General features: G+C 68.5%; 26 protein-coding genes. 7 read left to right on the forward strand and 19 right to left on the reverse strand.

The genetic code is table 11. The features are described 5' to 3' along the window. Positions 1-8: 8 nt before the first annotated feature. Both ACFYUV_RS04055 and ACFYUV_RS04060 read right to left on the reverse strand, forming a co-directional pair. Positions 9-167, reverse strand: a complete 159-nt coding sequence (locus ACFYUV_RS04055) for a hypothetical protein (protein ID WP_387664615.1) — start codon at positions 165-167, stop codon at positions 9-11. Between the two features lie 12 nt (positions 168-179). Further along, on the reverse strand, positions 180-1,700 hold the full coding sequence (locus ACFYUV_RS04060) for a hypothetical protein (RefSeq protein ID WP_387664617.1): 1,521 nt from the start codon (positions 1,698-1,700) through the stop codon (positions 180-182). A 110-nt stretch (positions 1,701-1,810) separates the two neighbouring features. Here ACFYUV_RS04060 and ACFYUV_RS04065 point away from each other — a divergent pair, with 110 nt between their 5' ends. Beyond that, complete coding sequence (locus ACFYUV_RS04065; RefSeq protein ID WP_387664619.1) at positions 1,811-1,999, forward strand: hypothetical protein; 189 nt, start codon at positions 1,811-1,813, stop codon at positions 1,997-1,999. A 197-nt stretch (positions 2,000-2,196) separates the two neighbouring features. Here the strand turns inward: ACFYUV_RS04065 and ACFYUV_RS04070 are convergent, their stop codons facing one another. From ACFYUV_RS04070 to ACFYUV_RS04135, 14 genes are all read right to left on the reverse strand, one after another. Beyond that, the gene (locus ACFYUV_RS04070; RefSeq protein ID WP_387664622.1) at positions 2,197-3,501 is read right to left on the reverse strand and encodes a PBSX family phage terminase large subunit; all 1,305 of its coding nucleotides are present in this window, start codon (positions 3,499-3,501) and stop codon (positions 2,197-2,199) included. 9 nt (positions 3,502-3,510) lie between these two features. Next, positions 3,511-3,927, reverse strand: a complete 417-nt coding sequence (locus ACFYUV_RS04075) for a hypothetical protein (protein WP_387664624.1) — start codon at positions 3,925-3,927, stop codon at positions 3,511-3,513. 16 nt (positions 3,928-3,943) lie between these two features. Continuing rightward, positions 3,944-4,081, reverse strand: coding sequence for a hypothetical protein (locus tag ACFYUV_RS04080; protein ID WP_387664627.1), 138 nt, complete (start codon positions 4,079-4,081; stop codon positions 3,944-3,946). Between the two features lie 175 nt (positions 4,082-4,256). Then, the gene (locus ACFYUV_RS04085) at positions 4,257-5,012 is read right to left on the reverse strand and encodes a hypothetical protein (RefSeq protein ID WP_387664629.1); all 756 of its coding nucleotides are present in this window, start codon (positions 5,010-5,012) and stop codon (positions 4,257-4,259) included. Positions 5,013-5,113: 101 nt separating this feature from the next. Then, complete coding sequence (locus tag ACFYUV_RS04090; RefSeq protein WP_387664632.1) at positions 5,114-5,449, reverse strand: hypothetical protein; 336 nt, start codon at positions 5,447-5,449, stop codon at positions 5,114-5,116. Continuing rightward, positions 5,446-5,856 (reverse strand): hypothetical protein, encoded by a 411-nt coding sequence (locus tag ACFYUV_RS04095; RefSeq protein WP_387664635.1) that lies wholly within the window; start codon positions 5,854-5,856, stop codon positions 5,446-5,448. Before ACFYUV_RS04095 ends, ACFYUV_RS04090 begins: the two co-directional genes overlap by 4 nt. Positions 5,857-5,927: 71 nt before the next feature. Further along, positions 5,928-6,230: a hypothetical protein gene (locus ACFYUV_RS04100; RefSeq protein WP_387664638.1), complete on the reverse strand. Its 303-nt coding sequence runs from the start codon at positions 6,228-6,230 to the stop codon at positions 5,928-5,930. A gap of 496 nt (positions 6,231-6,726) precedes the next feature. After that, positions 6,727-8,694: a YfjI family protein gene (locus ACFYUV_RS04105; RefSeq protein ID WP_387664641.1), complete on the reverse strand. Its 1,968-nt coding sequence runs from the start codon at positions 8,692-8,694 to the stop codon at positions 6,727-6,729. Position 8,695: 1 nt separating this feature from the next. After that, entirely contained in the window at positions 8,696-9,376 is a 681-nt protein-coding gene (locus tag ACFYUV_RS04110) for a bifunctional DNA primase/polymerase (protein WP_387664644.1), read from the reverse strand. A gap of 105 nt (positions 9,377-9,481) precedes the next feature. Continuing rightward, positions 9,482-9,865: a hypothetical protein gene (locus tag ACFYUV_RS04115; protein WP_387664646.1), complete on the reverse strand. Its 384-nt coding sequence runs from the start codon at positions 9,863-9,865 to the stop codon at positions 9,482-9,484. Positions 9,866-10,177: 312 nt separating this feature from the next. After that, positions 10,178-11,131, reverse strand: a complete 954-nt coding sequence (locus tag ACFYUV_RS04120) for a hypothetical protein (RefSeq protein ID WP_387664648.1) — start codon at positions 11,129-11,131, stop codon at positions 10,178-10,180. Beyond that, positions 11,128-11,586, reverse strand: a complete 459-nt coding sequence (locus ACFYUV_RS04125) for a RusA family crossover junction endodeoxyribonuclease (RefSeq protein ID WP_387664651.1) — start codon at positions 11,584-11,586, stop codon at positions 11,128-11,130. Before ACFYUV_RS04125 ends, ACFYUV_RS04120 begins: the two co-directional genes overlap by 4 nt. Before the next feature lie 34 nt (positions 11,587-11,620). Continuing rightward, complete coding sequence (locus ACFYUV_RS04130; RefSeq protein WP_387664654.1) at positions 11,621-11,866, reverse strand: hypothetical protein; 246 nt, start codon at positions 11,864-11,866, stop codon at positions 11,621-11,623. Next, positions 11,866-12,096, reverse strand: a complete 231-nt coding sequence (locus ACFYUV_RS04135) for a helix-turn-helix domain-containing protein (RefSeq protein ID WP_387664655.1) — start codon at positions 12,094-12,096, stop codon at positions 11,866-11,868. Before ACFYUV_RS04135 ends, ACFYUV_RS04130 begins: the two co-directional genes overlap by 1 nt. 198 nt (positions 12,097-12,294) lie before the next feature. Here ACFYUV_RS04135 and ACFYUV_RS04140 point away from each other — a divergent pair, with 198 nt between their 5' ends. Both ACFYUV_RS04140 and ACFYUV_RS04145 read left to right on the forward strand, forming a co-directional pair. Beyond that, positions 12,295-13,281, forward strand: a complete 987-nt coding sequence (locus ACFYUV_RS04140; RefSeq protein ID WP_387664658.1) for a multiprotein-bridging factor 1 family protein — start codon at positions 12,295-12,297, stop codon at positions 13,279-13,281. Between the two features lie 35 nt (positions 13,282-13,316). Further along, positions 13,317-14,885, forward strand: a complete 1,569-nt coding sequence (locus tag ACFYUV_RS04145; protein WP_387665303.1) for a recombinase family protein — start codon at positions 13,317-13,319, stop codon at positions 14,883-14,885. On the opposite strand, the gene ACFYUV_RS04150 is transcribed toward ACFYUV_RS04145, so the two are convergent. Together ACFYUV_RS04150 and ACFYUV_RS04155 are read right to left on the reverse strand one after the other, a co-directional pair. Beyond that, the gene (locus ACFYUV_RS04150; protein WP_387664660.1) at positions 14,836-15,162 is read right to left on the reverse strand and encodes an alcohol dehydrogenase catalytic domain-containing protein; all 327 of its coding nucleotides are present in this window, start codon (positions 15,160-15,162) and stop codon (positions 14,836-14,838) included. The genes ACFYUV_RS04145 and ACFYUV_RS04150 overlap by 50 nt on opposite strands. 1 nt (position 15,163) lies before the next feature. After that, entirely contained in the window at positions 15,164-15,994 is an 831-nt protein-coding gene (locus ACFYUV_RS04155) for a helix-turn-helix transcriptional regulator (RefSeq protein WP_387664663.1), read from the reverse strand. A gap of 113 nt (positions 15,995-16,107) precedes the next feature. Between ACFYUV_RS04155 and ACFYUV_RS04160 the strand changes: the two genes are divergently transcribed. From ACFYUV_RS04160 to ACFYUV_RS04170, 3 genes are all read left to right on the forward strand, one after another. Beyond that, complete coding sequence (locus tag ACFYUV_RS04160; protein ID WP_387664666.1) at positions 16,108-16,818, forward strand: SDR family oxidoreductase; 711 nt, start codon at positions 16,108-16,110, stop codon at positions 16,816-16,818. Positions 16,819-16,853: 35 nt separating this feature from the next. Beyond that, complete coding sequence (locus tag ACFYUV_RS04165) at positions 16,854-18,251, forward strand: glutamate--cysteine ligase (protein WP_387664669.1); 1,398 nt, start codon at positions 16,854-16,856, stop codon at positions 18,249-18,251. A gap of 86 nt (positions 18,252-18,337) precedes the next feature. Next, positions 18,338-19,366, forward strand: coding sequence for a hypothetical protein (locus ACFYUV_RS04170; RefSeq protein ID WP_387664671.1), 1,029 nt, complete (start codon positions 18,338-18,340; stop codon positions 19,364-19,366). A 9-nt stretch (positions 19,367-19,375) separates the two neighbouring features. On the opposite strand, the gene ACFYUV_RS04175 is transcribed toward ACFYUV_RS04170, so the two are convergent. Beyond that, entirely contained in the window at positions 19,376-20,095 is a 720-nt protein-coding gene (locus tag ACFYUV_RS04175; protein WP_352356883.1) for a PaaX family transcriptional regulator C-terminal domain-containing protein, read from the reverse strand. A 31-nt stretch (positions 20,096-20,126) separates the two neighbouring features. Between ACFYUV_RS04175 and ACFYUV_RS04180 the strand changes: the two genes are divergently transcribed. Further along, positions 20,127-21,779: an acyl-CoA dehydrogenase family protein gene (locus tag ACFYUV_RS04180; RefSeq protein ID WP_387664674.1), complete on the forward strand. Its 1,653-nt coding sequence runs from the start codon at positions 20,127-20,129 to the stop codon at positions 21,777-21,779. Positions 21,780-21,810: the final 31 nt, after the last annotated feature.

Below are 21,810 nucleotides of genomic sequence, written 5' to 3' on the forward strand. Positions count from 1 at the left end.
TCCTGCTCTCATGCCTTGTCGCAGTTCAGACAGCGCATGACGAGCCGGCCAGCCTGATGGATGCTCTCCCCGGCCATGACGTAGATGTCGGCGACGGCCAGGGAGTTGGAGAGGCAGCGGTCGCACCACTCCAGCCTGATCGCGCCGTTCGTCACGAACACTGGCATGCCTGGCCTCCGCTACTCCTGGGGCGGCCCGTTCTGCTCCTCGGGCGGTGCAGGATCCTGGCCACCCACCATCTCCGCGGGGAGCGCGAACGGGTCGCCGATGGGGTCAGGCTGGTCGTCCTTGATCTTCTGCACTTCCTCCATGACCTGCGGCTCGTCCCAGTCGGGGTGCGCCATCCGAACCTTCGTCTCCGTGCTTACCGCCATGGCGTCGGACAGCATCTGGATCGTGCGGGCCACGGACTCGGCGTCCTGGGAGACGGCGGAGCCGAATTCGATGGACGGCACCTCGGCCGTCACGGTCGAGAACTTCTGGGCGGCGTCGAGCGCCAGCATCGCCTCGATGATCCGGCGCAGCGCCGGCATCCAGTACTGGCCCTTCCGGTCCCGCGTGATCATGCTGCGACGTTCACGTGCTGACACCTCGGTCGCGGTGGCCGCTGCCTCACCGGCCAGACCGAACGTCTGGGCGGAGTAGCCGGCCGAACGTACGGCCTGCTCGATCAACGCCTGCATGGTCTGCTGGTGCTCGGCCACGCGGATGCTGAACTGGCTGAGTGTGATCCCGCCCGACTGCGTGGGGTCGATGTTGAGCTCTTCCCAGATCTCCCTATCCGCGTCGAACGCTGCGCCGCTCCCTGGGTCGAGCGGGGTGAGGTAGCCGTTGGGGACGATCAGGCGGGCGCGGGCGAGGCGGATGTCGCGCATCCACGACGTCCAGGTGGCGTCGAGGGCGTCGAACAGGTCGTAGCAGGGGCTGGCGTAGTCGGAGCGTCCGAAGGCGAGCCCGCGGTGCTTCCGGTTGGGGCGCATGTTCGGGATGTGTGTCGCGGTGAGGAGCGTGATGCCGGTCGCTTGGCGGCCGTTGCCGTCGAGGGGCAGGTCGCGGGTCTCGTCCCAGTCGGTCAGTGGCTCGCGGGTGCCGAGGTCCTTGCTCGTGCCTTTGAACACGGCGTAGGAGATGTAGCCGGGCTCGTGGTGCTCCAGCAGCCTGACCACCTGGTCGCCGGAGCGGTCGAGCTCCTTCCAGAACGTGACCTCAGCCAGGCGCCCCCATCGGAAGGTGGGGATGGCGGCGTCTCCGTGCTCGACAGCCAGGATCGGCCGCTTCACCAGTTCGGCGTCCCAAGCGAGCTTGAGGTAGACGTCGCCGAGCGCGGCGTCGACTTCGGCAGCTTCGAGGAGACGCATGTGGACGCCGGCCTCTTCGATGATCTCGTCGAGGCGGTCCTGTGTGGCCGGGGTGTCGACCGTGAATGTCGGCGGCTCGGAGAACAGCAAGTCGGCCGAGGTGGCTGCTATGTCGCCGGGAAGCGGGACGTGCATGCGGGTCTCGTGGCTGACCAGGTTGCGGGCCTGGGCCCACAGGTACTGGATGTACTCCTGCCGGTCGCGGTTGCGGGCCACCTTGGTGCTGTAGAAGGTGGCGAGGCGCCGCTTGTCGCCGGCGTACCAGGCGTCGGCTTCGTTGTAGTCGGTGTAGATGTCGGTGAGGGCTGGAGGCGGCCAGGCGCCGCCGCTCGGCAGCGGCATCGGATGTCTCCCAAAAAAATTGGTCATCGAGTTGGGACCCAACTGGTGGACGCACGGGAAATCCGCAATTCTCGACGCATCCAATAAATTCTCATGAAAGAGAAGAAGTAATGCCTGAGTATTTCTACAAGGCCGAAGATGATGCAGTCGTCCACGTAGTGGCTGATCGCATCGTGGATGCGGATGACCAGCGGCACTTTGTTCGGCGCGGAGAAGTCATCCGTTCCGTCCCCGCGGGCACCGACATCCGTCACATCGTCGTGACCGAGAATCTCCACCCCCAGGGGCGGCTGGCCTAGCAAAATTGGGGGCTGCCGAACTCGGCGGCCCCCAATGCCGGCCCCAGCTAGCTACTCACTGGTAACGGAACAGAACGCAGGGTCTGTCAGGTCAACGTTCGGCGTTCTCGCAGGTCACGGGATCGCGCCTCGAACCCGTCTCAGAACGGTGGGGAAACGTCCCCTGATGTCCGTTCATGCAGCCGTCATGCGTCCGTTTATGCAGCCAAGCGAACCGCGTTGCGGATCAGCGGACGCCACAGCCAGGCGCTGGAATGCAAGCCGTACCGCAACGCGTCGGCTGAATGGTCGTCGATCTTGAGCGGCTTGTCCTCGCCCTTCTCCGCTGCGGCGTCGTCCCAGGAGTAGCCAGGTAGTTCATCCAACAGGCCCGTGCAGGAGCGGTGAATGCGAAGCTGGTCCGCGCCCAGCAGGGTGGAGACGGTGCGGATCCCGTCCAGCACGCTGTTGTTCGCCTCGACCACGCCCACGAACTGGTCGCGCCACAGCTGCGTCATGAAGCTGGCCGCGCTCGGGTCGACGTAGATGCGTTCGGGCGCGATGCCGGTCGCCCGGCCTTGTTCGCCCGGTCTGGGGACGCTGGCCAGCCAGGAGCGCATGCGCTCTGAGTATTCGCCGTCGGTGAGCTGGCGCCGGGCCTTGCGGCTGTCGTAGCGGTACTCCGACACGACGTGGAGTCGGCGGTCGGTTCCGAGGCCGATCGCGAGCGCCGAGAAGGGGTTGACCGTGCCGTAGTCGACGCCAACCGAGAACCAGCGGTCGATGGCCGGCAGCACGTCGATCACATGTCGGTCCTCGTCGAACATGTCGTAGACGGCGCCTTCGGCGAGGACCCATTCGCCGAGGATGTAGCGGCGGTAGAAGAGGCCGACGTTCTCGCGCTTGAGGTCCTCGACGTACTCGGCGGGCAGATTCGGGTTGTCGGTGAGCTGGAAGCTGAACCTGTGGATGTCCAGCGCCTCAGGGTCTTCCGACACTAGGACGCGACCGTCGCGGGTCAGGTGCAGCCTCGCCCGGGACAGATAGTCCTTCATCAGCCAGTGCGTCTTGGCTTCGGGGTTCGTGGTGCCGAACCATTGGGCGCCCTCGACCGACAGTCGGGTGAGGAGCATGGCGAAGAACGACTTGGGGAACGTCGTGAGCTCGTCGCAGTAGGCGCCGGCCAGCGTCAGGCCCTTGATCTTCTCGGCGGCGCGTTCGTCGTTCGCGCCAGCGAGGTAGATCTTGCGGCCGAGCAGTTCGACTTCGCCGGCTCCGGCCTTGTAGTTGCAGCGCCTGGCACCGACCATCTCGATGATCGGGTCGATGATGTTGCGCTTCAAGGTGCGCTCTGTCTTGCCCACCATGAGGAGCGGACCGGCGGGGCCTTCTCTGACGTAGCGGAGCCAGCGGAAGATCGAGCTGATGGTCTTCGAGCTTCGAACAGCGCCTTCCCACAAGTTGCCGCGCGCTGTGGACAGGCGGACGGACTCGCGCTGTTTGCCGATGAGAGGGGCAAGCATGCGGCCTCCCTACTCGCCCATCATCGCCTTGAGCCAGGCGTCTACGGCGGTGAGGCCCTGAGTGTCGGCGTCGTACCGGTCGAGAGCACGATGCTTGTCGATCATGATGCCGAAGGCGACCGCAGCATCCCGGGCCGAGGCTTCAGGGAGCGCGGCGAGCATCTGCTGGAGGGCGGCACGAGCGCCCTTCAGGGTCTCCAGGGCTATGGCGGCGCGCTCGCTGGCCGAGTCGGCTACCGCCGCTGCCGTGGCCTTTTGCGTCCGTTCCCGAGAAAAGGGCTCCTCGATGCCGTCGGCCTTGGCGAGGTTGGAGACGGTGGTGGTGCTCACGTCGTGGTCGCGGGCGATCTGGCCGCGGCTCTTGGTGCCGGCGCGGATGTCGTCGAGGATCGCCCGGCGCGTGTCGTCTGGGAGGCGAGGGGGCATGGTCACCCCCCGCGGGTCAGCTGGCTCGTGTCTTGTGCTGGCCGCAGCGGCATCGGTCGAGTTCGACGGTTTGGGCGGTGGTCGCGAATACGTCGATGAGGTGCCAGCGGTGCCTATGGAGCTTCTCGTAGAGGCGCGCGATGAGGTCGAGCATCTGGGTTCGGCTCCTAGGTTGTACCGGGCGGCCAGCGGCGTGCAACAACCGGCCGCCCGGAGTATTGATGCGCACGAGCTCCGCTCGGGGGTACGTCGCCCGTGCGCAAGTCTCTGGAAATGCGAAAAGCCCGGTGTGTTCACCGGGCTTAGCTGGACATGAGTGTCCGGGGAGATCATCGCACGCCTGTGGATAACTCGTCAACTTGCAGGTCGCGGGCGCGACGGGCGAGCCGGTCCCAGTCCCAGATAGGCCAGCACGGCTGTCCTCCCCACCAGGTTCCGACCTCCTTCTGCGGGGGTTCGCAGATGCCGGCGCACCGGATGGCGATCTGGGGCGGCTTGCCGGGCATCTCGACGATCTGCCAGGTGTAGGTGCCGCCCGCGGGGGCTGCGGAGGTGGCGCCACGGCACCAGGGACACAACACCTTGATGGTCTGGCCGGTGTAGAGCATGGACAGCTGCTTGGCGGCCTGCTCGTACATGCGGTGGATGTGGGGTGCGGCCCAGTCCTGCCATTCCTCGCCGAGGTCGAGCAGGCGGGCTCGGGCGTAGGCGAGCCAGGGGCGGGCGTCGGTCACGCTGAGGCCGGGCGAGGGCAGTGCGGGGCACATGGCGGCTTCGGCGAGGCTCGCGGCGAGGTCGTCGGCTTGGACGATGAGGTCGAGCGCAGTCTGGAGGACGGCGACGTCGAGCGGGGCGGCGGACTCTCCGAGGGCGAGGGGGTTGCGGAAGTAGCGGTCGAGGCGGGCTTCGGCGTCACGCTGTTCTTGGGCTTCCGGGGAGAGCGTGGGCGTCTGCCAGGGGCGTCGGGTGGCGAGGGGAAGCCTGGCTTCCAAAAGGTCCGGCCAGTACTCGATCAGCCAGTTCAGGCTTTCGATGGCGGCATGCTCTGCCGGCTGGACGGGTGTCTGCCCGAGGTTGGTCCGCAATGTGTCCCCCTGACGTTCGTTGAGCTGCTCGGGTGAGAGGGCCTGAACGACCGGTAGCTTCCAGGCGCCGGGAAGCTACCGGTCGGACTGGGCAGGACGATTCAGCTGCCGATCACGAAGAGATGCGGTCGGCCCTCATCGTTATCGGAGGACTCCAGTTCTCCGTTGGTGGCCGCAGCCTGGAGGTCGAGTCCGGCATCGCAGAACTCCCAGCCGATCTCGTGGTCCAGGCGACGAGCCGCCGGGGCGTAGAACTGGGCGACGATGACTCGCAACACCACCTTGAGGATGGAGGCGTGCAAGCCCGTGCTGTAGGGAGCCAGCTCGCTGTCGATGAGCTGACGGACCTGCTCTTCGTTGTGGCGGGCGCGCAGCAGTTCGATGCAGCTCCGGATGATGTCGTCCTCGGTGGGCGTGTTGATGTGCGACTGGGTCATCGCATCCTCACCGCGACGTAGCAGGCGGCGACGAAGCCCATAAGGACGTCTTCGTCGAAGCTGATGGACATGCACCGGGCGGGCCAGGACGGGAAGTCGGTGCCCTGTCGGGCGTTGATGTCGGCCATCTCCTTGACGCCGTCGCGGATCTTGCGGGCGTGCTTGGTGTCGGCGAGGAAGGCGATGAAGGTCTGGTAGTGGTCGGCGTCGAGCATCAGGGTGTCGTTGCCGGTGGTGCCGCCTCCGTCGAGCAGAAGGTGGATGCGGGCGACTTCGTGGACTTCGTGCATGGGCGGGCGGGTGTCGAGCCAGGCAGCGGCGAGGTGGTAGCCGGCGGCGTAGTCGGTGAGGTAGTCGCGGTCGAATGGGCTGAACTCGAAGGCGGGGTTGGGGGCGGTGGTGGTCATGGTCAGCCTTTCGCTGGGTGTGGGATTCTTGGGGTGGCCGCCCCCGCTTTCTCCGGGGGCGGCCTTGTTGGTCATGAGGCGAGGTAGATCGGCTGCGGGTAGGTGTCCAGGAGCGCTTGCCAGAGGTCGCGGGACGGCCCTTCTGCTGCGCGGGCGTTGTGCTCGGCGTGCTCCAGCTCGGCCAGGGGCTCGTCGGCGAGGTGCTCAGCACACAGGAACGCGATGGACGCGGCCGGAGCTCCGGTGGCCCAGCCGTCAGGTTGAGTGGCCGACAGTGCCGCAGCGACGGCGTCGGCGCCGCAGTAGGCGCGTTCAAGGTGACCATCGCAGCTGCCGTCGTGGCCGAGGTCCTTCAGGTTGGTCGTGATGGCCATCGGGATGCTCCCTTCAGAGCGGTCGGGTTGGTGTCGCAGTAATCGCAGGCTTCCCAGCCGTCATCGTCGGCCTTCTTGAGGCGTGAGCAGGCTCGGCAGGGACCGGCGACGTGGGTGGCCCGTTCGAGGAGGGGCGGCCGCCGGGGGGTGGGCGAGGGCGCGGACATGAGGGCTCCGGAGGTTTTGGGGATATTGGGGATGCTGGGGATGTGGGTGCTATCCGAACCCGTGCATTTCGCTCTCGGAGGGCCACGCACCCTACGGAAAGGGTCTGTCCGATTACGTAGGGTAGATAGATTTACCTCTGAGGGATTATTAAGAGGAGACATCCCCAACATCCCCAAAACCTTGTCCTCGCAGGTCAATGCGGGGAGGTTCTGGGGATGTTGGGGAATCAGGCTCATACCCAGGGTTCCCAGAACGAGGGTGTTGCCGCAGCTCACACCGCATGGGCAGCCCCGACATCCCCAGAACCTCCCCGGCATCCCCAAAACCTTCATGGCTGGCCGCGAAGCAGGTCAGGATGGGGGATGAACAGGCCCTCCTTGCAGCGCCTCTTACCGTCCGCCATCAGCCTCTGAACGGTTGTGACCCACCCGGACTGGACGAGGGTGACGAGGGCGTCCTTGACGGCGTCGGAGTTCACGCACCACGCCTGGCCGCGTAACGCCTGCCAGGCGTCCCGAGCGGCGAACTGCTCAGGTTGCACACGCCGGATCCACCCGAGCACGCGCACTGCCGGAACGTTCTCCTTCGGGGCGCGCCACCCGCCGTACACGGCGACGGCCTGGCCAATCATCCACTCGCCGATCTCGACCGCCGAGCACATGACATCGAAGCTGACCGGCGCCCCGGTGCCGCGTCCTGCCGCCAGATGCAGCAGCAGCGCAATACGTAGGACCCGGCCGGCATGTTTGCCCGCCCAGTCGGCCATGAACGCCAGATCCCCGGTCTCGGGATGCAGGCGAGGCTCCAGCATCTGCCGGAACCCGCGGTGGAGTTCCAGCGCGTCCGGGTGCAGTTGAACAACACGTAATGGCTGGTCATCGCCGCACGACGTCAGGTTCGTGATGATGCGTAGGATCCGCCCCCACTCGTCGGCCAGGGCATGTGGGATCTCGGGGCTGTAGACATCGCGGCTGCCTACCGTGTCGTCGGGGAGGGCGTAGGCGAAGCGCCCCATCAGGCCGCGCTCGCGCAGTGCCGGAGTCTTGGTGGTCTCAGCGAGGATGTGCGGCTGGACAACGAGCCCGAGCGCGAGGGCGGGCCGGTCGACGATGACCGGGTCGCGGGTGACCCGGTGGGCACGGAACGAGTCCCCGTCGTACGACTTGAGCACGAGGTCGAGCTGCGGGGTGCCTTGCTGGTACCGGCCGCTGATGGAGGAGAAGACGCCGCCCTCGGCTGACAGAGCGGCGCCGTGGCCGCCGTTGCGCTGCAGGATCTGGCCAAGCGATTCGGGGGTGAAGTCGTCGAGCAGCAGGATCGGCGCATCCGGGACAGTGGAGTCGGCGATCTCCTTGCCGAGCGCGTCGAGTTCGGCCGCGATCTGCTGCCTCGCCTGCGCACCCTCCTCTTTGGCAGCCCGGTTGATGAGCGCGTCCTTTGTCTTGAGGGCGATAGCCAGACGATCCTGCTTGCCCGCGTGGGCATTCTCGTGGGCTTCGCGAAGCTGACGCTCGATGGCGTACAGCTCGCCCGCCATCGCCTTCACCACGGCGCTCTTGCGGCTCGCGGGCGGCAGGGTGGTGATGGTCCACAAGGTGGCGGGTTCGATCCATCCGCTTCCGCCGTGCACCCACACCCTGCCGACCGCCGCCGCCGACAGGGTGGACAGGGCGAGCATGGCGGCCATCGCGGGCGGCGTCTGCGTGTTGGCGGCAACCGCCTCGACGTACAGCGCGACGGTCTTTGGCAGGGCCTCGATGGGGAAGTCCTCTTTCGGCGGTTCTTCGCCTTCGAGTGGCTCAGGGTCTTCCCAGGAGGCGGCGGCCTCTTCGCGGGTGTCGTAGATGCCGCCGAGGATCTGCTGGCGTGGCGCGGTGCGCGGGTTGAGCATCCCCTTGGACATGCCGGACCGGACGGTGGGTGCGATCTCGCGCTCGTCCAGCCCAGCTTGCCGGGCGGCGGCGGTGAGCGCGGCTACAACGTCATGCTCCGAGAGTTCGCCGCCGGCGACCAGTTGCCCGAGTGAGAACGCCGCTCGGTTGAGCGCGTCGTTCCGGGTGCCTTCGGCCGCAGTTCGGACGGCGTCGGCTTCGCGCTGCAGCGCGGTCTGCGCGTAGGCGTTGGAGTCGCTGGTGTTCCCGGCCCCCTCCGATGCCGGGCCGGGAACGTCGAAGGGGTCCAGGTCGGTGGCGGGGGCGGGCGAGTCGAACGGGTCGTCCGGCTCGGGGTCCGGGACGGCGCGAAGCTTACGTTCGCGCTCCTCCCGGGCCTTTCGAGCGTTGTGCAGGAAGCTCATGTCAGGCGGCGGCCTGCGCGGTGAGTTCGGCGAGGTTGATCGGTTCAATCCAGCCGTAACGGCGGTCGTTCTCCCACACCGACGGCGCCGCGACTACATATCCGCCGTCGCCGCGGTAGTCGATGCCGGGCCAGATGCCGGTGGAGTTGCCGTCACCGGTGGGGTGGATGAACAGGTGCTGCCCGCCGCGGGGAGTGCCGGCGGCCCCGAGCACCTCGGGGATGATGCCGTCGGCGCGCAGGTCCAGCAGGGACGCGTACCCGGGCGGGCCGTCGACGTCGATGACGTCGAACAGCAGCCCGGTGCGCAGCCCGATGTTGGCGTGAGGATGGTCGGCCCACCAGGTGCCAACCTTGGCCAGGTTGGTGGTGGCGTCGTACAGGCCGTGCCCGTCCTTGCCGCACGCGCCCTTGCACGTGTCGCGCAGCGGGTCCTCGGCGGGGTGGATGGACTTGAAGAGGGGCTTCTTGCCGCGGGGGACGATGGGGAAGACGGCGATGCCGTTCCCGGCGTACCACAGCGCGGCATCACGCAGCGCGGCCGGCGCGTTCAGCCGGGCTTCGCGGGCGGCCTCCCAAGCCTCGGCTTCGGCGAAGAACACCGCGATCTCCTTTTCGTCGCCCCGTGCGCACACCTCCTGGCACAGGGCCAGCAGCTGCTCAGGAGTCGTCATCTCGTTCATTGGTCCCCCTCTGGGGCTCAGGACGTGTGTTGAGGTGAATCAAGGGGGTGGAGCAGCGAGGCGGGGCCGGGAGGGGGAGGAGGCCCCTCCCGGCCGGTCGAGGGGCTAGAAGGGCGGGGTGGAGCCCTTGGCGAGGTGGGCGCGGGCGGTCTGCTTGTCGTTCTCGGTGGGGTCGGCGAGCAGCCACGGCGCGGACTGGCCGGGCTTGGCGGTGCCCCTGCCGAGCCGGCCGAGGACCATGCGTCCGGTCCCGACCTTGGCCCGGAGCTGCCCCTGCAGCGCCTTCTGGAAGATCTTCACACCGTCGAACTCCAGCCCGGCGTCCCTGCCGTCGAGCACCGCGAGCTTGACGGTGACGGCCTCGGCGGGCCCGTAGGCGGTGGGGATGTCCTTCTCGACGGTCTGGGGGGTGATGAGCAGGAGCTGGCCGTCGTAGTCGGTGACCTTCACGCCGGAGGCGGAGGCGGGCGCGTCGAACATGTCACTCATGTGCTTGCCTTTCGTTGATCTTTCGCTTGAACTTTCGATTCGAGGTGTACGTGACGGGACTGATTAACGTCGCGTCCTACGAGCAGCGGTGAATCGCGTGAACCGGGTAGCCGTGACGGACAGGCCAGTCCAGAACCCTCCAGCCGAGGCGTGCGTGGTTCTCCCACAGGGGCGGGGGCGCCCGCTCCAGCGGCACCAGAGCCGAGATCGGCGTCGGGTCGATCTTCATGGGGCCGATCGGCAGTTTGCAGCTCGTCTCCCGCACCACCAGCACCGGAGCTTCGCAACGCTTACAGGTAGCCGCCCGGGCGCTCACGCGCTACTGCCGATCAGCTCCGCCTTACGCGCCGCCGCGGCCTGGGTGTGGTCGTCGGTCCAACGGCCGAGCGCGTGCGCCCGCTGCCAGATCGACGCCAGTTCCTCGACCGTCGCCGCGAAAGCGATCTCCTCCACGGGGTCGGGCAAGTCGAACGGCGCGAACAGCCCCTTGCGGGAGCGCCAGGCACGCACCTGCGCGGCCACCTGGACGGCTTCCCAGCCAGCGGCGATGTCCACCCAGTGCAGTTCGCACCGCCCCTGCCCGGCGGGCAGGTGGATGACGATGGCCCGCTCCTGATCCACCTGCAACTGCGCCCGCTCGCAGGTGGACGGATCGTAGAGGGAAGAGTGGGCGTACACCGCGAGCTGCATCGCGATCTTCAGCGCGCCGTACTCGATCGACCCGGTCTTGATGTCGGCGATGTACTCGCGCCCCTGATAGCGGACCGTGCGGTCGTGAGTGCCGGCCACCTTCAGCTCGTCCAGGACGGCGAACCGCTCGATCCCGACGACCTCCAGCCGGGCAGTCGCTCTCTGGTACGCCTCAAGGTCGGCCCGGTAAGCGTCGGGGACGACACCGATGGGCTGTCCGAGGTCGAGCGGCTCGGTGAGCTTGTGTAGGGCGGTCCCGATCTCGGCCGCCGCGTGCGCCTTGGCCGCGTCCATCGCGTCGTCGACGAGCTCGTTGAGCTTGTCTCGGTCGTCGCGGTGGGCGCCGACGGCAAGCACGAGGTCGGGCCGCTCGGCGAGGCCGAGCGCCACCATGCGCTGCTGCCACCTGGACAGGTTGTAGGTGTCCTCCAGGCAGCCGACGAAGGTGGTCGTCCGGGTGTAGGCGACCGGCTTGCCGCCGCTGGCGGGGACGATGAGAGGGCGGCCCCACCGGTCGCGCTCCACCTCGCTTCCGGCGTTCGGGTTCCCGGGCGCGTCGAACGGGTCGAGGTTCACGCGTTCACCTCGCGCACGTTGATGACGGCGCCCGGCACCTGCATCGCACCGGACTGGCCGGTGTACCGCTTGGCCGCGGCCAGGTCGATGACGAGCGAGTCGTCGAGGATCAGTCCGGAGTCGGCGAGCCCGTCAAGGACGCCCCGGCACAGCTTGTCCAGGTCACCTGAGCTGCGGGTGATGGGCCAGGTCTCGCGCGTCTTGGGCGCGGACTTCGGCTTGGTGAACGTGAACTCGATCTCGACGCTCAGCGGGCCCCGAAGGGTGATCAGGGCGCGCTGCCCGGTGCCGCCGTACTGCTTGACGCTGGCCGCCTCCATGGCGTCGAGAGCGGCCTGTTTGACCGCCTCACGCCAGGGGCGCAGGCGGGGAGAGGATTCGACAAGCCGGCCGTGGCCGACGTGCCGCTTGGACCCCTGCGGGGCGGGGGTGCCGAACACAGTGATCGTGTGCATGTGCCCCTCTTGAATGGAGGGCGGATGGGGGATATCAGGCAGCGGCGGTGCGGCACTGGCGCTTGACGGTGCGGGCGCGTTCACGCTGCTGAGTGATGAGGACCATGAGGTCCTCGACGGAGAGACCGCCGGGAACGTGGGCCTCGATCGCGGCCTGCCGCACGGGCAAGCTGTCGCGGCGCGCTCGGGCGGCGGCGAAGATGCTGGCAGCGGCGGTGAGTGCCGCCTCCTTGGGCTGTGAGGCCGCCAAGTTGACGATGTCCTGCACCATGTTGCTCATCAGCTGCTACCCGCGGAGATGAGGGCGCTGATCGGAACGCCCAGCGCGGCAGCGAGCCGCTCAAGCACTTCATGCGTGCACCCAAGGCGCTCGCCGCGCTCCAGGCGGGAGATGTAGGAGTGCGTAACCCCACCCATGCGGGCAAGATCAAGTTGCGTCTTGCCGGACAAGCGGCGCAGCGCACGCATGGCGTGCCCGTTCACCCGGCACCGGGAGGCGACGTTGTTCACGGCAACATCATGACACGTGAGATGAGTAACTTGCCACTCGATCAGCGTCATGTTGCCCAGACATGACGGCGGTGCCCGTCTTGTGTTCAGCGATAGGCGCAAGTACTGTCAAGTGCATTGCTGTAGACGTGCAGGTGGGGGCCGCAAAGGGGCGGTAGCGTTTGACGGTCAAGGGACAACGCGAAGGATGGGGCGACTGTGGCTAGCGTCGGGAAGATCATTAGGGCCCGTCGGGAATCCCTCGGTCTGGCACAACATGCTCTGGCGGAGTTGTCAGGAGTGGCGGTCTCGACGATCCGAAATATTGAAGGGGACCGCGTTGAGGAAGCCCGCACCTGGCGGCAAATTGAGCGTGTGCTGGGCTGGGCGCCTGGCAGCCTAGAAGCGATACGAGAGGGAGAAGAGCCTCGCTCGATACTTCCTGATGATGTGTTGTGCGTGATCAACAAGGCGCGGCGAAGCCTCATGGAGCAGATGACTAGGGCCGAGATGGTGGCAGAAGACGCCAGTCGCACCATTGTGACGCTGGAAGAGATGCTGGAGAAAGCGCACGCAGTCGACGCCACACGGCAGAGCGAAAAAAGCGAGGCAGAAATCGCCTGGCTTGAGTCTCGCCTACTGGCTGCCCGGGACGCTCGTCCAGTGGCACTTGAAGAGGCTCGTGAATCTGCTACCGCGTACCTTGACTTCTCAATCATCTGGGAGGCCACCGCAGATGATTTGGCGAGGGGCGTCGATCTCGCCAGTTCAGGTCTAGCAGACAGGACCTGTGCGTTCATTAGACATCTTGCTGGCGTCGTCAGCGTATTCGATCTTGATCTTGTGCTCCATGCGTTGCGGAACGTGATCAGCTTGGAGGGCTGGGTTCGTATCGCGAAGGCGGATACAACCGGGGTCGTCAGGAGTCGGACCGAGCGCGAATCGTTTCACCCTTCTCCAGAGAAGAGTCCGCAGCCAGCGACCGGCAAGCAGATCCTACTTCCCATCATGGTCGACAAGGACGAACTGGATGAAATAGATCCTGAGGATTTTGCTGCTGTTGTTAACTCTCTAACCCTGGAAGCTCGTCGGATGCTGCAGTTCATTCTCGATGTGCAAAGACGAGAAAGGGAAAGGGGAAAGCGAGTGTATCTTCACGCTCGTTCCACTAGGAATAGTCGCAATAGCGATGGAGAGATGCGGTGACCTCTAGCTTAAGAGCTCCCTTGCAGAAGAACTGTGTGACATGTGCTTGGGGCCATCAATCAGGAGCACCTCATGTCGTCGGATACGTCCGAGTCTCCATGGCGCGCGAGGAGATGATCTCCCCCGAACTGCAGACAGCAGCGATCGAAGACTACTGCCGGCGCAAGGGCTACCACCTCGGCGAGGTCATCGAAGACCTGGATAAGAGCGGCCGCAACTTCGCGAGGGCTGGCATCCAGGCCGCGATCGAGAAGGTCGAGAACGCAGGCGTCGCGGCTGTAGTCGTCTGGAAGTTCTCCAGGTTCGGCCGTAACCGGCTCGGCAACGCCGTGAACCTTGACCGGGTGGAAGCGGCCGGCGGGCGACTGGAGTCTGCCACCGAGGAAGTCGACGCCACCACAGCCATAGGCAAATTCACGCGCGGCATGCTTAACGAACTGGCAGCCTTCGAGTCCGACCGTATCGGAGAGACGTGGCAGGAGACGCATGCGCACCGGCGCGCGATGGGCTTACCGCACCACGGCAAGCCCGCCTTCGGCTACATCTACCACCGGGCCACCAAAGTCACCGTCTGCCCCCAAGGCTGCGAACCTGGCGAGTGCGATACCGGCTACGTTCCGCACCCGGAGAACGGGCCGATCCTGCGCCGGATGTACCTGTCATACAACGCTGGCCGATCGTTCGAAAAGATCGCAGCGTGGCTTAACGACCAAGGCGCCCAGAGCGTTGCGGGAGAACCCTGGGACGCGCGAAAGGTGCGCCGGGTTCTCGACAGCGGCTTTGGCGCCGGGTGGTTGCGCGTCCACAACGCAGGGTGCCGCTGCAAATCCCCCGCCGACTGCAGCAACAAGACCTTGGCCCCCGGTGCTCAGACAAGTGTGATCACCTCTGCCGAGTGGGACGTCTACCAAGCGCAGCGCAAATCCCGTGCCGGCCGCGCCCCCCGCGTAGAGAGCCCCGTCTACCCGCTTGCAGGGCTGGTGGGGTGCGGCCGGTGCAAGGGGCGGCTGAACGCCCACCCACATATCCCGAGCAAGAAGCAAGGGCGGATTCCGGGGTACCTGTACGTGTGCCGAACGTGGGCGAAGTCGCGAGGCTGTGTCGGGACCTGGATCACTCGCGCCAAGGTCGAGTCCGCAGTCTTGAAATGGCTGGCGGATGAGGCGGCCCCGGAGCTGGAGCGGCGCGCAGCTGGTGTCGCCGCTCACCGCGAAGAGCGAGCCGTGCGCGGACAGGATCGCGAGCGGCTAACGCGGGAGAGCGTGGCGCTGGATAAGGCACTGACTCAGCTCACCATCGACAAGGCCAAGGGCCTAATCCCCGAGAGTGCCTACGTGACGGCGAGAGACGAATTACTGGCTGATCAGGCGAAGCTGGGGGAGCGGCTGGAGATGCTGAAGGGAGAGGAGGAGATGGCTGCGGCGGTGCCGGTCGAGGTAGCGGAAGGGTTGATCGAGGAATGGGAGACGCTGCCTCCTGACGCCCGACGGGCGATGCTGGGCAAGCTCGTCAAGGACGTCACGGTCACTTCCGAGGGCAAGGGGAAGGCCCTGATCAGCATCGCTCCGATGTGGGGCGGCTCGCCATGGACTGTGACGGTTTAGGACCCGTCGTGCAGATGAACGGCACGGTGACCCGCGCCCCCGGCAGCCAGCCGCGCACGTCGGGGCCCACGGCCTCGATCACGCCCGCCAGCTCGTGGCCGGGCACGTGGGGAAGGACCTTGATGTCGGGGTCGTGCCCCTGCCAGCCGTGCCAGTCGGAGCGGCACAGCCCGGTCGCCTCGACCCGGATCACCGCCCCGCCGGGCGCGGGGGTGGGATCGGGCAGCTCGCGCACGTCGAGCTCCCCGCCGAAGATGTCAAAGGCAACCGCTCGCATCTCATGAGCTTAGAGTGAGTCGCCGCAGGTCGCGCAAGGCCCGGTGGGAGGGCGAGCCGGGTTCGGTGGTGTAGAGCACCAGCCGCAGGTCGTCGCGGTCGGGCACCGGGAGCACCTGGCAGATGGCGTCGATCGTGCCGACGACCGGATGGGTGACCTGTTTGCGCTGCTCCCTGCGCACCTCCACCTCGTGCCGGGCCCACAGCTCGGCGAACTCGGGGCTGAGCGCCAGCATCTCGGCCACCAGCGCCTGCAGCGCCCGGTCGTCGGGGTAGCGGCCGGCGGCCACGCGCAGGTCGGCGACCGAGGCGCGGGCGAAGCGGCTCTTCTCCTCGTCCGACAGGTGCTCGGCGATGCCGGGTGACCTGAACACCCAGCGGATCACGTTGCGCCCGTCGGGCGGCAGGGAGTCCAGGTCGCCCATGAGCATGCCGGCGAGCGGGTTCCAGGCGCGCAGGTCGTAGCGGGCGTCCAGGACGTAGGCGGGGACGTCCTCCAGGAAGGCGAGCAGGTGCAGGATGCCCGCGGGCACGTCCTCCCTGATCCGGGGCGTCTCCAGCACCTGGCCGGCCAGCCGGAACAGGTGGGCGCGCTCGTCCTGGTCCAGCATGAGCGCCCGGCCGAGCGCGCCGAGCACCTGCCGCGACGGGTGCGGGCCCCGGCCCTGCTCCAGCCGGATGTAGTAGTCGATCGACATCCCGGTGAGCTGGGCCACCTCCTGGCGGCGCAGGCCGGGCGTGCGCCGGCGTCCGCCGCCGGGCAGGCCCACGTCGGACGGGGTGACGCGGGCGCGCCTGCTGCGCAGGAAGCCGGCCAGTTCGTCGCGGTTCATGCCTCCATCCTCCGTCCTGAGGCCAGGTGAGCGGGCGCGCGAAGGTGGTACCGCCGATCCCAGCCTCCGCGGGTCTCTCCCGTCCCCGCCGCGGCCTGGGAGAACGTTGGGCCATGACGACGACTGCCCTGATCACGGGCGCGAACAAGGGAATCGGCCACGAGATCGCGCGGCTGCTTGCGGAGCGGGGGATCACCGCGATCGTGGGGGCCCGCGACGAGGAGCGCGGACGGGCCGCCGCCGGGCGGCTGGGCCTGCCGTACGTGCGGATCGACGTGACCGACGAGGAGAGCGTGGCCGCCGCCGCCAAGTGGATCGAGGCCGAGTACGGCTCGCTGGACATCCTGGTCAACAACGCGGGCGTCGCCGGCGGGCTGGACGGGGGCGTCCCGAGCGCCGTCACCGCGCGGGAGCTGCGGGAGGTCTACGAGACGAACGTGTTCGGCGTGGTGACCGTGACCAACGCCATGCTGCCGCTGCTGCGCAGGTCGCCGGCGGGCCGGATCGTGAACATGTCCAGCGAGCTGGGCTCGATCAGCCTGGCGCTCACCCCGGACAGCCCGTTCTGGGACCTCAACTTCGCCGCCTACAACTCCTCCAAGACCGCGCTCAACATGATCACCGTCTGCTACGCCAAGGAGCTGATGGGCACCTCCGTCAAGGTGAACGCCGCCAACCCGGGCTACTGCGCCACCGACCTCAACGCCCACACCGGCTTCCGCACCGCCGAGCAGGGCGCGGCCATCGCCGTACGGCTGGCGACCCTGGACGCCGACGGACCGACCGGCGCCTACCTGGAGGACGACGGACCGATCGGCTGGTGAGGTGTGGACACTTGCGTACTGGACAGAAGGGGGCGATGGGACGAGATCTGGACAAAGAGCGGTTCTCCGAGGCGGAGTACGCGCGCTTCGGAGAACGCATCCGGGAGCAGCTCGGCACTCTTCGCGAGCTGCTCGAAACCCCTGGCTTCGGCCAGGGGCCGGCCACCATCGGGGCCGAGCTGGAGCTGTTCCTCATTGACGAGCAAGGACGGCCGCTGCCGCGCAACGACGAGGTGCGGGACAGGCTCGACGACCCGCGCGTGGTGCTCGAACTGGGCCGCTTCAACATCGAGGTGAACCTCACCCCGATGCCGCTGGCCGGCGCGCCCTTCGAGCGCATGGGGGCCGAGATCCAGGAGACGGTGACCAAGGTGGACGCCGCGGTCGAGGACGGCGGCGCGCTGCCGATCGGCATTCTGCCCACGCTGGCCGCCGAGGACTTCACCATCGGCGCGATGAGCGACCAGAACCGCTACCGGGCCATGAGCAGGGGCATCAGGCGGCTGCGGCTGGAGCCGTTCCTCGTCAAGATCGAGGATCTGGAGCTGTCGGTGGAGGACGTGATCCTGGAGAGCGCCAACACCTCCTGGCAGGTGCACATCCGCACCCCGCCCGACCGCTTCGCCCGGCTGTTCAACGCCGCCCAGCTCGCCATCGGGCCGGTGCTGGCCGCGTGCGGCAACTCGCCGTTCTTCCTGGGCAGGCAGCTGTGGGCGGAGACGCGGATCGCGCTGATGGAGGAGGCGGCCGACGACCGCGACGTGGAGCGGCGCGGGCGCAGGGACGGGCGGGTCACGTTCGGCTCGGACTGGGTGCGGGAGGGCGCGCACGAGCTGTTCGAGCGGTACGTCCAGGACTACGAGCCGATCGTGCCCGACCTGTCCGACGACGCCGAGCCGCACGAGGTGCCCGAGCTGCGGCTGCACCAGGGCACGATCTGGCAGTGGAACCGGCCCGTCTACGACCCGGCCGACGGCGGCCACCTGCGGGTCGAGATGCGCGCGCTGCCCGCCGGGCCCTCGTGCGCGGACATGACCGCGAACACGGCGTTCCTGCTGGGGCTGACGTTGTCGCAGGCCGAGCGGGACCTGACCGGCTACCGGTTCGCCGAGGCGTACCAGAACTTCTACCGCGCCGCCCAGGACGGCCTGGAGGCCAAGCTGACCTGGCCGGGGCTGGACGGCGAGTTCGAGGCCGCCGACCTGGTGCTCAGGCTGCTGCCCGAGGCGCGGGCCGCGCTGCTGGCGGCCGGGGTGACCCCGCACGACGCCGACACCGCGCTGGACGTCATCGCCCAGCGCACCCGGCTGCGGCGCACCGGCGCCGTCTGGCAGCGCGAGGCGCTGGCGCGCTTCGGCGGCGACCGGGAACGGCTCGTGCGCCGCTACCGCGAGCTGGCCTTGTCGGGCCTGCCGGTGCACCTGTGGGACTGAACGGGGATTGAACTGGCACTGAACGCCAACAAATGCCGCCGCGCGTCCGTCAAACTACTCCGAGAGACGGACGAAGTGAGGCAGATATGGCGGCGACGGGGATGGTACCGGCCGACAAGGCGCCCTACGCGTTAACGCGGGCCACGGGGACGCTGGCCACGGGGGCGGCGAAGCTGGCCGGGGAGATCGGCGCGACCGGGGTAGAGGCCCTGCTGGCCCACGCCAACAGGACCGCCGTCCACAAGGGCGCGACGGCGGCGCTGGGCTCGATGCGGCCCAGGCCGGCGGACTGGTACGCCTTCGACGCCAAGGACCAGGACACGGTCGACTGGTACCCGCAGGGCGTGACCTGCGGCGAGGAGTCCGGCGCCATCGGCGTGCCGGTGCTGCTGGTGAGCTGGTACTTCAAGCCGGCGGCGGGCGAGCGGGGGATCAGGGTGTCGTTCCTGAGCCCCCGGACGCTGAAGTACCAGCACGCGCTGCTGGTGGAGGCCAGGCCCGACGGCTCGTACGGGCCGATCGACGTGCACGCGGGCGGCCTGGCCTGCCACGGCGACCTGCTCTACGTCGCCGACACCTACAACGGCCTGCGCGTCTTCGACCTGGGCAACCTGCTCGACCTGCGCACCGCCCAGTCCGACCTGGGCGACCCCGCGCGCATCGGGCGCTCCGGCGGCCGGTTCCACGCCTTCGGCTACCGCTACCTGCTCCCGCAGACCGACTGCTGGAAGCTCGCGCGCGGGGGGCCGCACTTCTCGTTCCTGTCGGTCGACCGCAGCGGCGGCACGCCCGCGCTGGTCGCGGGCGAGTACCGGGAGAACGACCCCGGCGGGTGGGTCGCCCGCTGGAACCTGCCGCTGACCGACGGCACGCCCAAGGACGCCTTCGTCATGGGCCACCCCAAGATCCAGGGCGCGGTCTCGTGGGGCGGCAAGTGGTACCTGAGCCAGGCGGCCGACGCCGCCACCAACGGCAGGCTGCTCGTCCACAGCGGCGACAAGCTGCTGACCAGGCCGTACCCGATCGGGCCCGAGGACCTGACGGTGCGCGGCGGCAAGGTGTGGAGCGTCACCGAGTTCAGGAACAAGCGCATCGTCTTCGGCGTCGAGCTCTGATTCAGGGGCTCAGCCCTCCATATGGGCGCGCAGGACCTCGCGGTAGCGGCGGTCGAAGGCGTCGTAGCGGGCCCGCAGGGCGGCTCCCGGCCAGCTCGCGGGCAGCAGCTCGGCGGGCAGCAGCGGGTCGGCCAGCAGGTGGCGCAGCACGGCGGCCGAGACCAGGAAGCCCTCGGCCAGCCCGTCGGCCCGGTCGAGCGCCCGCTCCAGCCGGCCCGCCTCGGCCGCCCAGCCGTCGAGGTCCCACAGCAGCGGGGTGGGGTCGCCGTGCGGGCGGCCGTCGATCAGGGTGCACTGCGCGGTGACGGTCTCGGGCCACTCGCGCACCAGGTTGGCCGGACGCAGCCAGGTGCCCTCGCGCAGCTCGCCCATGCGCAGCGCGGACATCGTGTGCCGGAACGCGGCCCGGTCGGCCGGGGCGCGCCGCTCGGCGGTGACCACCGCCACCTCCCACGTGCCGTCCCACGGCCTGGTGTGCGGGTCGCGGCTCTCGTCCTGCCGGGCCTGGCGCTCGACGAGCCGCTCGGACAGCGTGTAGCGGCCGCCCTGCTGCGTCAGGTCGCCGGCCGCCACCATGCGCGACAGCGCCACCCGGACCGTGCCCTCGGCGATGCCGAACAGCGCGCCGATGCGCACCAGGTGACGGGCGGGCAGCCGGGGCGGGTGGCTGCCGAGCAGCGCGCTCAGCACCGCCGACCGGGCGCTGAGTGAGGTGTTACGGTCTTCCATCGCGTGTTGATTATATGTAACACTCGCGAGTATGGGCCGGTATCTCATCGAACCTTTCGACCACAGCGACCGCTACGCCACCGAGCGCTACCAGGGGGCGGCCGGGCGCAACTGGTGGACCTGCGACCCCACGCTGCGCCTGCTCATGCGGCGCCACCTCGGCGACGGCTTCGCCTGGGCCGAGCCCCACCTCGAACGGCTCGGCGCGCTGATGGGCGGCCTGGTCGCCGAGTGCGCCGAGGAGACCGACCGCAACCCGCCCCGCCTGGAGAAGTACGACAAGTGGGGCAGGGACGTCAGCCGGGTCGTCATGCCGCCGTCCTTCCAGGCCGCGCGCGCGGCGCTCATGGAGGACAACTTCACCTCGCCGTCGTTCGCCGAGGAGGCACGGGCGAACGGGGCGGATCCGTCCGCGCTGGCGGCGGCCTGGACGTACCTGCTCGACCAGGCCGACATCGGGATGGGCTGCGCGCTCGGCACCGGCGGCGACATGGTGGTCTCGCTGGCCGAGAAGCACGCGCCGCCGGACGTGCGCGACCGGGTCCGGGAGATCTTCGCCGACGGCTACTACTCCGGCGAGGCCGCTCAGATGTTCACCGAACGCACCGGCGGCTCCGACCTGGCCGCCCTGGAGGCGTGGGCCGAGCCCGACGGGGAGGCGTGGCGGCTGACCGGGTTCAAGTGGTTCGCCTCCAACGCCAACGGCTCGGCGTTCGTGGTGCTCGCCCGCACGCCCGACGGGTCGGTGGCGCCGTTCCTGGCGTTGTGGGAGCGGCGCGACGGCTCGCGCAACGGGGTGCGCATCCGGCGGCTGAAGGACAAGCTGGGCACCCGCTCGGTCGCCTCGGCCGAGGTCGAGTTCACCGACGCCGAGGCGTTCCTGCTGGCCGGCCGGGGCTCCGGCTCCGGGCTCGGCACGATGATGAAGCTCACCAACGCCTCCCGGCTGGGCGTGGCCATGATGGGCGTCGGCGTGGCCAGGCGGGCCCTGGTCGAGTCGATCTGCTACGCGCGTTCGCGCGAGGCGTTCGGCCGTCCGCTCATCGACCAGCCCCTGATGCGCCGCAAGCTGGCCGAGCTGATCGTCGAGGTCGAGGCCGCCCAGGCGATGGTGTTCGACGGCCTGGTCGGCCCCCGGCTGCGGCTCGGGCCCGCGCTGATCAAGCTGCGCGCCGCCCGGCTCGGCCTGACGGCGGCCAGCGACGCGATCGAGGTGCACGGTGGCAACGGCTACATCGAGCAGTGGCCGGTGGCCAGGCTGCTGCGCGACGCCCAGGTCAACCCGATCTGGGAGGGCGGCGACAACATCCTGTGCCTGGACGTGCGCCGCGCCATGCTCCGCGAGGAGGCCCACGTGCCGTTCCTGGCCCGTCTGCGCGCCCTGGCGACCTCCGACCTGGTGCACGCGCGGATCGACGACCTGTCCAAGGCCGTCGCGGCCTGGCACGGCCTCGACCCGGCGCTCGCCGAGGAACGCCTCTACCCGCTGGCCCAGTTCATGGCCGACGCCTACGCCGCCGCCCTGCTGGAGGACCAGGCCGGCTGGGGCCGCGACGACGGGCGCAAGGCCCTGGTCGCCCGCCTGTACGCCGAGGCGCACCTGGCCGAGCGGGGCCCGCTGCGCGGCATCGACGCCCCGGCGGCCGACCACTTCGACGCGTTGCTGGCCGGGGCCCTCACCTGAGGGTACGCTCGGCAGGTTTCCCGGAGGAGGG

Source organism: Nonomuraea sp. NPDC003560 (assembly GCF_042878785.1).
GTDB lineage: Bacteria > Actinomycetota > Actinomycetes > Streptosporangiales > Streptosporangiaceae > Nonomuraea.

What these genes read in the sequence shown, in the direction of transcription:
- ACFYUV_RS04055 (WP_387664615.1), bottom strand. Translation starts at nt 167, where the DNA reads ATGCCAGTGTTCGTGACGAACGGCGCGATCAGGCTGGAGTGGTGCGAC.
- ACFYUV_RS04060 (WP_387664617.1), bottom strand. Translation starts at nt 1,700, where the DNA reads ATGCCGCTGCCGAGCGGCGGCGCCTGGCCGCCTCCAGCCCTCACCGAC.
- ACFYUV_RS04065 (WP_387664619.1), top strand. Translation starts at nt 1,811, where the DNA reads ATGCCTGAGTATTTCTACAAGGCCGAAGATGATGCAGTCGTCCACGTA.
- ACFYUV_RS04070 (WP_387664622.1), bottom strand. Translation starts at nt 3,501, where the DNA reads ATGCTTGCCCCTCTCATCGGCAAACAGCGCGAGTCCGTCCGCCTGTCC.
- ACFYUV_RS04075 (WP_387664624.1), bottom strand. Translation starts at nt 3,927, where the DNA reads ATGCCCCCTCGCCTCCCAGACGACACGCGCCGGGCGATCCTCGACGAC.
- ACFYUV_RS04080 (WP_387664627.1), bottom strand. Translation starts at nt 4,081, where the DNA reads ATGCTCGACCTCATCGCGCGCCTCTACGAGAAGCTCCATAGGCACCGC.
- ACFYUV_RS04090 (WP_387664632.1), bottom strand. Translation starts at nt 5,449, where the DNA reads ATGACCCAGTCGCACATCAACACGCCCACCGAGGACGACATCATCCGG.
- ACFYUV_RS04095 (WP_387664635.1), bottom strand. Translation starts at nt 5,856, where the DNA reads ATGACCACCACCGCCCCCAACCCCGCCTTCGAGTTCAGCCCATTCGAC.
- ACFYUV_RS04100 (WP_387664638.1), bottom strand. Translation starts at nt 6,230, where the DNA reads ATGGCCATCACGACCAACCTGAAGGACCTCGGCCACGACGGCAGCTGC.
- ACFYUV_RS04105 (WP_387664641.1), bottom strand. Translation starts at nt 8,694, where the DNA reads ATGAGCTTCCTGCACAACGCTCGAAAGGCCCGGGAGGAGCGCGAACGT.
- ACFYUV_RS04110 (WP_387664644.1), bottom strand. Translation starts at nt 9,376, where the DNA reads ATGAACGAGATGACGACTCCTGAGCAGCTGCTGGCCCTGTGCCAGGAG.
- ACFYUV_RS04115 (WP_387664646.1), bottom strand. Translation starts at nt 9,865, where the DNA reads ATGAGTGACATGTTCGACGCGCCCGCCTCCGCCTCCGGCGTGAAGGTC.
- ACFYUV_RS04125 (WP_387664651.1), bottom strand. Translation starts at nt 11,586, where the DNA reads ATGCACACGATCACTGTGTTCGGCACCCCCGCCCCGCAGGGGTCCAAG.
- ACFYUV_RS04130 (WP_387664654.1), bottom strand. Translation starts at nt 11,866, where the DNA reads ATGAGCAACATGGTGCAGGACATCGTCAACTTGGCGGCCTCACAGCCC.
- ACFYUV_RS04150 (WP_387664660.1), bottom strand. Translation starts at nt 15,162, where the DNA reads ATGCGAGCGGTTGCCTTTGACATCTTCGGCGGGGAGCTCGACGTGCGC.
- ACFYUV_RS04155 (WP_387664663.1), bottom strand. Translation starts at nt 15,994, where the DNA reads ATGAACCGCGACGAACTGGCCGGCTTCCTGCGCAGCAGGCGCGCCCGC.
- ACFYUV_RS04160 (WP_387664666.1), top strand. Translation starts at nt 16,108, where the DNA reads ATGACGACGACTGCCCTGATCACGGGCGCGAACAAGGGAATCGGCCAC.
- ACFYUV_RS04165 (WP_387664669.1), top strand. Translation starts at nt 16,854, where the DNA reads ATGGGACGAGATCTGGACAAAGAGCGGTTCTCCGAGGCGGAGTACGCG.
- ACFYUV_RS04170 (WP_387664671.1), top strand. Translation starts at nt 18,338, where the DNA reads ATGGCGGCGACGGGGATGGTACCGGCCGACAAGGCGCCCTACGCGTTA.
- ACFYUV_RS04175 (WP_352356883.1), bottom strand. Translation starts at nt 20,095, where the DNA reads ATGGAAGACCGTAACACCTCACTCAGCGCCCGGTCGGCGGTGCTGAGC.
- ACFYUV_RS04180 (WP_387664674.1), top strand. Translation starts at nt 20,127, where the DNA reads ATGGGCCGGTATCTCATCGAACCTTTCGACCACAGCGACCGCTACGCC.